Genomic DNA, 9,618 nt, shown 5'->3' on the forward strand with positions numbered 1-9,618 from the left:
CGCGCTCATCAGCGAAACGTCGAGTTCAACCGCTTCGCCGCTGCGTTCGCGGTGGAACAGCGCGGCTGAAATGCCGCCGGCGATGAACATTCCGCCGATCGAATCGCCGAACGCCGGGATGCCCTGGCTGAGCGGGCCTTCAAGCTCGGCCGGGGTCATCGCATCGGCGATCCCGCTGCGCGCCCAGAAACACGTGCCGTCGAACCCGCCGACCTGCCGTTCGGGCCCCTTGTCGCCCAGCGCACTGCCGCGCGCGTAGATGATGTTCGGATTGGCGGCGCGGATGTGTTCGATGTCGAACTTGTTCTTCTGGCGCACTTGCGGGAGGTAGTTGGTCAGGAACACGTCGGCGGTTTTCGCCAGTTCATAAAGCAGTTCCTGGCCTTCGGCGGTAGAGACATCGATGCCCACGCTGCGCTTGCCGCGGTTGGGATGTTCGACCAGCGTGTGCCGCAGCGGATCGAGCGTGACCCCCCCCATGTTGAGGAACCCGCGCTGGGTATCGCCGCGCACCGGGTGTTCTACTTTGATCACATCGGCGCCCCAGTCAGCCAGGATCGCGCCCGCGGCCGGAACGAACGTGAACTGCGCCACTTCGAGCACGCGCACGCCCTTCATCACTTGTGTCATCGTGTGGTCTCGCCTGATCCTGATCCTTGCGCAAGCCGCGCGACAGATGAATGACCTAGAAGCTGCGCCGCGACCCGCAAAGCCCCGCCGCAAGCGCCATCGCGGGCGCGATACGGTATCGCGGCAGCGCGCGCGGGCTTGAGGGTGCGTTGCAGGCGCTACCGGCCTCTGTCATGGCATTTGCACAATTATGGACGGAGAGACGCGCATGAAGATCGATAGCACCCTTTCAGCAATCGTGACCGGCGGCGCCTCGGGCCTCGGGCTCGCTTCGGTCCGCGCGCTGCGCGACGCGGGCGTGAAGGTCGCGATCTTCGACCTCAACGAGGCCGATGGCGCGAAGTACGCTGCTGAAACCGGCGCGACCTTCCACAAGGTCGACATCATGTCCGAAGAAAGCGTGCTGGCGGGCTTCGAAGCGGCGCGCGCCGTGCAGGGCCAGGAACGCATCCTGGTCCACTGCGCGATGGTGGCGGGCGGCGGCAAGACGGTCGGTTTCGACAAGACCACCGGCGGCTACAAGCGTGCGCCCACCGAATCGTTCGAACGCGGCATGCTGGGCATCGCCGTGGCGAGCTACCGCATGGCCTCGATCGCCGCGCTGGGCATGGCCGGCGCCGAACCGCTGAATGACGATATGGAGCGCGGCACGATCATCCTCACCTCGTCCGCCGCGTCGCAGGATGGCCAGATCGGGCAGGTGACTTATGGATCGGGCAAGGGCGCGGTCAATTCGATGGTGCTGCCGATGGCGCGCGATCTGATGGACCTGGGCATCCGCGTCAACGCGATCCTGCCGGGCACTTTCGCCACCCCGCCGATGCTGGGCGTGAAGGAACGCGCGCCGGCGGTGTTTGCGGGGCTGGAGGCTTCGGTGCCGTTCCCCAAACGGCTGGGCAAGCCCGAGGAATTCGGCAGCCTGGTGCTCGAACTGGTGCGCAACAGCTATTTCAACGGCCAGCTTCTGCGGCTCGACGGCGCGATCCGCATGCCGCCCAAATAACAGCCTGCCATAACCGGGCCGTCTGCTTGCGGCACGATCGAGCGATGAAAGGCCGGGGCGTTGCTCCGGCCTTTTGCGTGGTGGCCAGCGCAAGGCCCTTGACAAACTAACCTTGCATATACTAAATAAGGTTAGCAATCGAGGCGAAGCGCTTCGACACTTTGTTCAGGCAGGAACCGTCCCATGCACAAATTCGTTCTCATCGTTATCGCCGCCGCGCTCACTTGCGGCAATTTCGCTTACATCGGCGCAACTTCTGCACAGGCCACCGGCGTTACCGCGCCCGTCATGCGCTGATCACGCGCCAGATTTCACGACGCGTCCTGTCCTCCCTGACAGCGTCGTCCTCGAGCCGCCCTTCGGGGCGGCTCCTTTTTTGCTAAAACGCCCCGTGCAGCCGAACTGCCAGTACATTGGCCGGCCCGCGATCGCGGTTGTAGCCCGGGTGCACCACCCGCTGGTAGTCTGCCGATAGCGCGAAGCCCTTGATCACTGCTGCGCTGTAATAAGCCTCGGTGATCCATTCGTCACCCGGGTGCGCCAACGCGCCATCGCCGATCAGGATGCCCAGGCCGCCATCGGCAAGGTAGCGTTCGCGCGCCTTCGAAATGCCGTTGACCACCGTGGCCAGCCCGACCCGATCACCCTCGCGGTGCCAGCCTTTGCCACCCAGCGACGCGCCCACGGCCAGCGTGCGGTCGATATCGGTGAAATCATAGGCTTCGTAACGCCCGTCGCTGGCGCCCGCGCGCAGGAACAGCCCGAGCGTGCCGGTCACCTCCTGCTCGATGTTCACTTGCCCGCCCAGCCGCGTAGCCGGTCGGCGCAGCGCGGCAAGGTCGGGGATCGCGCCCGTGGTGTTGAACGTGGCAGCCGCTTCGTCGAGACGAGCGAACCGGCCACGATTGCGGAACAATGCCAGCCGCACGGCGCCCGGATGGCCGCCGATCGTGTGGCGGTGTTCGATCTCGGCATCGAATTCGTATTGCCCGAACCCTGTCTCCAGCACTTCGCCGTTGGGCACCTTCGAGAGGTTGAACGCGCCCAGCCGCAGCGTCCACCGCCCCTGATACCACTCGGCCGCGGCGCCGTAGGAATAGCCCCAGGCATCGGCGGCATAATCGAAGCTGCCGGTATCGACGATCGCCCAGTTGAGGAAATCGCCGCGCGGATCGTGGGCATAGCGGTTGGTGTCGAATACATCGCCGACGCCGAATTTGCCCACGGTCAGCACCACCCGGTTGGCACTTTGCGAGCCTGCGAGTTGGTTTGCGGCGCCGGCCACCGCGCTGCGTTCTCCGCCAAGCGAAACGGTTTGCCGCAAGAACAGGCGCTGCAGCCGGAAATAGGGGCTGGATTTGCCGACCTTGTAGGCCTCGGCGCTGGGAAACCCGGCCACGCCCAGCGTGTTCGACAACCCGAAGCCCTGGTCGATTTCGGGATTGGCCCAGAGTTCGGCCCCGCGCCACGGTTGCACGCCCAGATAGAGCGTGGCGTCGAACGTTTCCTTGATCTGGCTGGGTGCCAGGCTGTTGTCACCGCTGAAGGGCGATGAAAATCCGGTCACGCCTTGCGCTACCACCGTTGCCTGGCCGTGAACCGCAAGCGTTTCCTGGGGCGCGGCTGATGGAGCATCCTGTGCCCTTGCGGCTTGCGCGACGGTCATGCCGAGGGCGGTTGCGGCCAGTGCCAGCGCCGTCCGTGCGCGCACGTGGGGTCGGATCATCGCCGGAAGGCTCCTTGCTTCAGCAGATCGTGGCAGAAAACCGCAATCGCCAGCCAGATCGTGCAAAAGCAGGCCAGTCGGACGGGGCTGAGGGTCTCGTGGAAATAAGTGACGCCGATGACAAAGCCAATCGTCGGAGACAGGAACTGGGTGAAGCCCAGCATCGACAAATCCATCCGCCGCGCCGCGATCGCGAACAGCAGCAGCGGCACCCCCGTCACCGCGCCCGAAGCCGCCAGCAGCCACGGATCGGTGCCGCTGTGCAGCATCGCCGAGCCGGCGCCGTGGCTGGCGAACCATGTTGCTGCCAGCACGGCAAGCGGGGTCAGCACCATGGTCTCGATCGTCAGCCCCGGCACGGCACCCACCGGCACCAGCTTGCGCACCAGGCCATAGACCCCGAAGCTGAACGCAAGGCTCAGCGCAATGCCCAGGGTATCGAGCGCACCCCACGCCAGCAGCGCGATGCCCGATGCGGCGATCCCCACCGCCAGCCATTGCCGTGGCCGCAGCCGCTCGCCCAGAAACAGCGTACCCAGCGCCACCGACACCAGCGGATTGATGTAATAACCCATGCTTGCGGCCAGCACATGCCCACTGTTCACGGCATAAATGTAGATCAGCCAGTTGCATCCGATCAGCGCGGCCGAAAGTGCGAGCCCGCGCAGCACCCGCCCATCGCCCAGCGCTGCGCGCAAGGCCGGGCCCTGCCTGCGCAAGGCCACCACCGCAAGACAGAACGGCAGCGTGAACAGCACCCGCCACGATACCAGTTCAACCGGCGTGACCTTGTGCAAGAGACTGAAGTAGATCGGAACCAGCCCCCACGCCAGATAGGCGCCGAGCGCTTGCGGCACACCGCTGCGCGACCAGGGTGAATGCTCGGCCAAATGCTGGGCCAAGTCTTGGGGCGTGTGCGGAGACTGTGTCATGGCGCGCCTGTGGCAGGCAATCGGGCTCAGGCCAAGGATGCATCGCCGCGATCGCTTCGTCGCAAATACCACTGCATTGGTCGAAAAATGGCGGAAACGAGGGCTTGTTGCCGTGGGTTCAGGAAGCTTCGACTAACGGCAACAGGCGAACGTGCCAACACCTGCCGGGTCCAGATTGCTTTTGATACAGCAGCGGCGGGGATTGTTGCGCGATTTGCTGCATGGCCGTTCGGGTCGCACCACGGGCCTGCAGGGGCGCCCCGGACAAGCGGGGCGCCCCATGCCTTCAACAGCCATGCTGCGCAGCAACGCGGAATTAACCAGACCCGGCGCAATTACCGGTCGGATGACTGCCCGCTTTAAATTCCCCGCCAGCGCGTCCCTGATCGCGTGCGCCTTGCTTGCGGGGTGCGGGCAGGGTGTCGATCCCGGGGCGCCGGTCGATCATGATCCGGCGATGGCTGCCGCGCTTGCCGAACCGCTGATGACCGACCCCGATTTGTCGCAAGCCAATGCGCGCAACCTTGTGGCCGAACCCGGTGGCCCGGCCGACCGATCGCTGCCCTCGCTGGGTTTTGCCGAAAACGAAGCAGCCCTGGCGCGCGATGAAGCGCAGGCGCTGACGGGTGGGCGGGTGCGGCTGCCGGGCCTGCTGCCCAGGCCTTCGCCACGGCTGGCTGCGGCCACCGCGACAACGCTGGCCGGGCGCGTTCGCGTGCTGGTCGACGCCGGGGCGTGCACCGATCGACTGACCCGCGGTTTTGCCTGGGGCGCGGCGGTGGGTACTGTCATGCCCATCTATCCGCGCGCCCACCTGATCGAAGGCGCCGGCGTTAAGGACGGTACATGCAGCATCGTTGCCGCAACGTTCCTGACCCCGGTCGCGCCGCAACCCTTGATGGCGTTCTACCACGCCCAAGCGCGTGAGGCGGGTTACGCCGATGCTGCCAGCCAGGCAGGCGATGCAGCGTTACTGGAGGGCGCGAAGGGCAGCGCACGGTTCGCGGTACTGCTGCGCAACGCCGGCAACGGCCTGACCAGCGTGGATCTGATCCTGCGCGAGAAATAGTCAATCGCTGCGCAGGCCCACGCCGATCGTGGCGCGCGGTTGGTCGAGCTCGGTCGAGGCCACCGGATAAGCGCAATAATCCGCCGCATAATACGCGCTGGGGCGGTGGTTGCCCGAAAGCCCGATCCCGCCGAACGGCGCCGCCGAAGATGCACCGTTGGTCGGCCGGTTCCAGTTGACCACGCCCGCGCGAATGTTCGCCCAGAAGCGGTTGTAATCCTGCGGTGTGCCGCCGACCAGCGATGCGGAAAGGCCGAAGCGCGTGGCATTGGCTTCGGCGATCGCCTCGTCGAAATCGTCGACCCGAACCACTTGCAGCAGCGGCCCGAATAGTTCCACATCGGGACGTTCGGCCATGTCGGTCACGTCGATGATCGCGGGGCTGAGGAACGGCAGGTTTTCGCGCAGCCGCACCATGTTCTTGATCACCTTGCCGCCGTTCGACAGGAGGTACACGAAGCTTTCGGTCAACCCGTCAGCGGTGCGGTTGTCGATCACCGGGCCCATGAACGGCGATGGTTCATCGAACGGCGCGCCCACGATCAGCCGGTCGGCCAGCCGCTTCACTTCGCCGATCAGTGCATCGTACATCGAGGATTTGACGATCAGCCGCCGCGCCGCGGTGCAGCGCTGGCCCGCGCTGGTGAACGCCGACTGGACCACGATCGCGGCGGCATCGTCGATCTTGGGCGTGTCCCACACCACGATCGGGTTGTTGCCGCCCATTTCGAGCGCGACCATCTTGCCCGGATTGGCCGCCAGCTTGCGGTTGATGGCGATGCCGGTGTGCGCCGATCCGGTGAACAGCACGCCGTCCACGCCATCGTGCCCGACCAGCGCCTGGCCTTCAGCCGGGCCGCCGATCAGCACTTGCAGCACTGCTGCCGAAAGACCGGCGCGGTGGAAGCATTGCACCAGCAGTTCGCCGGTGGCAGGGGCTTTTTCAGAAGGCTTGAACACCACGACGTTGCCCGCGATCAGCGCCGGCACGATGTGGCCATTGGGCAGATGCGCGGGGAAATTGTACGGCCCCAGCACCGCCAGCACGCCGTGCGGTTTGTGGCGCACGGCGGCGGTGCCCTGCAACGCGCCGTCGAGCTTTTTCTGCCCGGTGCGATCGGCATAGGCGCGCACAGAAATCTCGACCTTGTTGACCACGGTTTCGACTTCGGCGCGGGCTTCCCACATCGGCTTGCCGGTTTCGCGCGCGATCATCGTGGCCAGCTTGTCAGATTCCTTGCGCACTTCGTTGGCGAAGCGGCGGACCATTTCGATGCGGTTGGTCAGCGGCAGCGCGGCCCAGGCCGGCCAGGCGCGGCGTGCACGCGCCACGATCTCGTCGACATCACCGACTTTGCCGCGCCAGACTTCATCGCCGGTCGCGGGTTCGTGGGATATGATTTCGTGTCCCGACACTTGCTCGACCACTCGCTTGCCTTGCTCCGTTTGCCAAAGCATCGCTTGCGATGCGCCGCAAGTGCGAAGCGCGACGCCTGCGCGCCCTTGTTTGCCGCGTCTAGCGCGGGAAGCGTAACCAAACAAACAATTCCGTGGGCAAGGTCGGGCTGGAGGCAAACCCGCAAGCTTGGCTTCGTCAACGGATTGACAGAGCGGCGTGCTCCGAGCAGATTGCCGCTTACAAAACGTAACATCGGATCGGCATGCAAACGCACCTCACATCGGGGGCGACACCATTCTGGCGCCCGATGGCGCCGGTCACAGGCAACTGCACCGGGGGAATACGATGAACGGCAACCTCCTGAGGCGCACACTGGGTGCAACTCTGCAAACCTCTGCCGGACTGGCAGCCATGACGCTTGCGGGCATGCTGGCAGCTTCGCCCGCGCACGCGGCGGATTGCGTGCTCGTTTCGGGTGTCTCGACCAGCGACCCGACTGCGCTGGCTTGCGGCCCTGCCGCCGCTGCCGGCGCGTTGAGCTCGACAGCAGTCGGTCCGGGCGCGGTCACCGCCAACGGCGTGACGCCATCGGGCGTGGCTTCGCAAGGCACCTCGGTTGCGGTCGGCAATCTCGCCCAGGCCACCGCAGAAGATGCGGTCGCGGTCGGTGACAAGACTAACGCCTCGGGCTTCCATTCCACCGCCGTCGGCGGCGAAGCGGTGGCTTCGGGCACTGGCGCGCAGACTTTCGGCTGGCAGGCGCAGGCCACGCAGCAATTCGGCACGGCAGTCGGCCACCAGGCGCTGGCGACGGCTGTGCGCGCCACGGCGGTGGGCAAGGCGGCGAGTGCTTCGGGGCTCGATGCCACGGCCGTGGGCAACCTGGCCAATGCCGGCGCGATCAGCTCGGTTGCGATCGGGGACGGGGCGGTTACATCCAACGGCGTGACGCCTTCGGGCGCGGCGTCGCTCGGCACGTCGGTGGCGATCGGCAACCTGGCGCAGGCGACGGCCGAAGACGCGGTGGCGCTGGGCGACCAGGCCAACGCCAGCGGCCACCATTCCACCTCGATCGGCGGCGAATCGGTGGCTTCGGCCACTGGCGCGCAAGCGTTCGGCTGGCAAGCCAAGGCCACCGCCAACCTCAGCCTCGCGGTCGGGCACCAGGCCAATGCCTCGGGCGTGCAGGCCAGCGCGGTCGGCAAGAACACCGCTGCTTCGGGCGCCAACTCAGCCGCATTCGGCTTCGGCGCGGCCGCCAGTGGCGCATCGTCGGTGGCCTCGGGCGATTCGGCGGTGGCGAGCGGGGTGATGACCGTGGCGAGCGGTTTCCAGGCCAATGCCGGGGCGATCAACTCGGTGGCGATCGGCGCGGGGGCAGTCACGTCGAACGGCGTTACGCCATCGGGCGCGGCTTCGCTGGGCACCTCGGTCGCGATCGGCAACCTGGCGCAAGCAACGGCCGAGGACGCGGTGGCACTGGGTGATCAGGCCAAGTCGACCGGCCACCACTCGACCTCGATCGGTGGCGAATCGGTCGCTTCGGCCACCGGCGCGCAGGCGTTCGGCTGGCAGGCGGCGGCAACCGGCACCACCAGCCTCGCGGTCGGCCACCAGGCCAAGGCCTCGGGCATCAGTTCGAGCGCGCTGGGCAAGAATGCCAACGCCGCGTTTGACGGATCGACTGCGGTGGGCTTCGGCGCCACCACCACGCGCGCCAACCAGGTCGTGCTGGGCGGAACGGGCAGTTCGGTGACGGTGGGCGACATCGCCGCCAGCACCGCAGCGCAAACGGGCACGATCTCGTTCGCGACCGTCGATTCGAGCGGCACGCTCGGTTCGGGCCCGACGCTGGCTTCGCTGGCAACCGCGACGTCTTTGGCGGCCACCAACGCCAACGTCGCCAGCCTGCAAAGCCTGACCGCCAGCCACACCACGCAGCTCAACCAGTTGTTCCGCGACAGCAGCAAGGCGCGCGAGGGTATCGCGATGGCGCTGGCGATGGAATCGCCCGCACTGTCCGCCGATGCGCACTTCGGCATCTCGGGCGGGATCGGATACTTCCAGCAACGCGCGGCGGGCACGATGGCCTTGAGCGCGCGGGCGTCGGACCGGCTGATCGTGTCGGCGGGTGTCGGCGTCGGGTTCGATTCGGGGCAGGTCGGCGCACGCGGGGGCTTCCAGTACGCCTGGTAATCGGCCACCATCGTTCGCATGAAAGTTGCATCAATCGGGCGGCCGGGACTTCGTGTCTCGGCCGGTTCGCTCATCCGTTCCTTCGTTCTGGCGTTGGCCCTGGCCGTGCCGATGGCCGCCTCATCGCAGCCCGCGCCGATGGCACCGCCGCAATCGACGCGGCCGGTGCCGGGTGATCTCGAACTGGTCAAGCTGATCTGGTCGACGATGGCGATGGTCGATCACGCCAACCGTTCGGGCAACTATTCGGTGCTGCGCGACAATTCGTCGACGGGCTTCCAGATCAACAACAATCCGGCGCAACTGGGCCAGATTTTCGCCTCGCTGCGCGCATCGCGGATCGATTTGTCGAACACGCTGCTACTCGCGCCGACGTATGCTGCCGCGCCGCAACTGGTCCAGCCCGACGTGTTCCGCGTGCGCGGGGTGTTCGGTCTGCGGCCGTCACCGATCGCCTTCGATTTCGTATTCCAGTGGGAGCAAGGGACGTGGCGGCTCTACGGCATCAGCATCGAACCGCAGCCGATCGCGACGGTGCAGCCTGTTCCGCAACAAGCTGCGCCCAAGCCAGCGGCGCAGCCGCGGCGGAACTGACTGGCCTCAATCCGTTCGTGTCGAGCGAAGTCGAGACACGCTGGCCTGGCGCTCGCGTGTCTCGACTTC

At 66.4% G+C, this 9,618-nt stretch carries 8 protein-coding genes; 4 read left to right on the plus strand and 4 right to left on the minus strand.

The window, feature by feature from the left end; translation table 11 throughout:
• A partial coding sequence (locus Q0R16_RS17130; RefSeq protein ID WP_295638978.1) for a CoA transferase occupies positions 1–630 on the minus strand: 630 nt, incomplete at its 3' end.
• Between the two features lie 208 nt (positions 631–838).
• Here Q0R16_RS17130 and Q0R16_RS17135 point away from each other — a divergent pair.
• Entirely contained in the window at positions 839–1,633 is a 795-nt protein-coding gene (locus Q0R16_RS17135) for an SDR family oxidoreductase (RefSeq protein WP_295638981.1), read from the plus strand.
• Between the two features lie 379 nt (positions 1,634–2,012).
• On the opposite strand, the gene Q0R16_RS17140 is transcribed toward Q0R16_RS17135, so the two are convergent.
• Both Q0R16_RS17140 and rarD read right to left on the minus strand, forming a co-directional pair.
• Positions 2,013–3,359 carry a carbohydrate porin gene (locus tag Q0R16_RS17140; RefSeq protein WP_295638984.1) on the minus strand — a complete coding sequence of 449 codons (1,347 nt, stop codon included), beginning with the start codon at positions 3,357–3,359 and terminating at the stop codon, positions 2,013–2,015.
• Positions 3,356–4,291, minus strand: a complete 936-nt coding sequence (rarD, locus tag Q0R16_RS17145; protein ID WP_295638987.1) for an EamA family transporter RarD — start codon at positions 4,289–4,291, stop codon at positions 3,356–3,358. Before rarD ends, Q0R16_RS17140 begins: the two co-directional genes overlap by 4 nt.
• A 346-nt stretch (positions 4,292–4,637) precedes the next feature.
• Between rarD and Q0R16_RS17150 the strand changes: the two genes are divergently transcribed.
• On the plus strand, positions 4,638–5,360 hold the full coding sequence (locus tag Q0R16_RS17150; RefSeq protein WP_295638990.1) for a hypothetical protein: 723 nt from the start codon (positions 4,638–4,640) through the stop codon (positions 5,358–5,360).
• Here Q0R16_RS17150 and astD read toward each other — a convergent pair whose 3' ends face one another.
• The gene (astD, locus tag Q0R16_RS17155; RefSeq protein ID WP_295638993.1) at positions 5,361–6,776 is read right to left on the minus strand and encodes a succinylglutamate-semialdehyde dehydrogenase; all 1,416 of its coding nucleotides are present in this window, start codon (positions 6,774–6,776) and stop codon (positions 5,361–5,363) included. It abuts the gene before it with no gap.
• A gap of 328 nt (positions 6,777–7,104) precedes the next feature.
• Between astD and Q0R16_RS17160 the strand changes: the two genes are divergently transcribed.
• Positions 7,105–8,955 carry a YadA-like family protein gene (locus Q0R16_RS17160; RefSeq protein WP_295638996.1) on the plus strand — a complete coding sequence of 617 codons (1,851 nt, stop codon included), beginning with the start codon at positions 7,105–7,107 and terminating at the stop codon, positions 8,953–8,955.
• An 18-nt stretch (positions 8,956–8,973) separates the two neighbouring features.
• On the plus strand, positions 8,974–9,549 hold the full coding sequence (locus Q0R16_RS17165; protein WP_295638999.1) for a hypothetical protein: 576 nt from the start codon (positions 8,974–8,976) through the stop codon (positions 9,547–9,549).
• The last annotated feature ends 69 nt before the right edge of the window (positions 9,550–9,618 follow it).

Source organism: Novosphingobium sp. (assembly GCF_025351285.1).
Lineage (GTDB): Bacteria > Pseudomonadota > Alphaproteobacteria > Sphingomonadales > Sphingomonadaceae > Novosphingobium.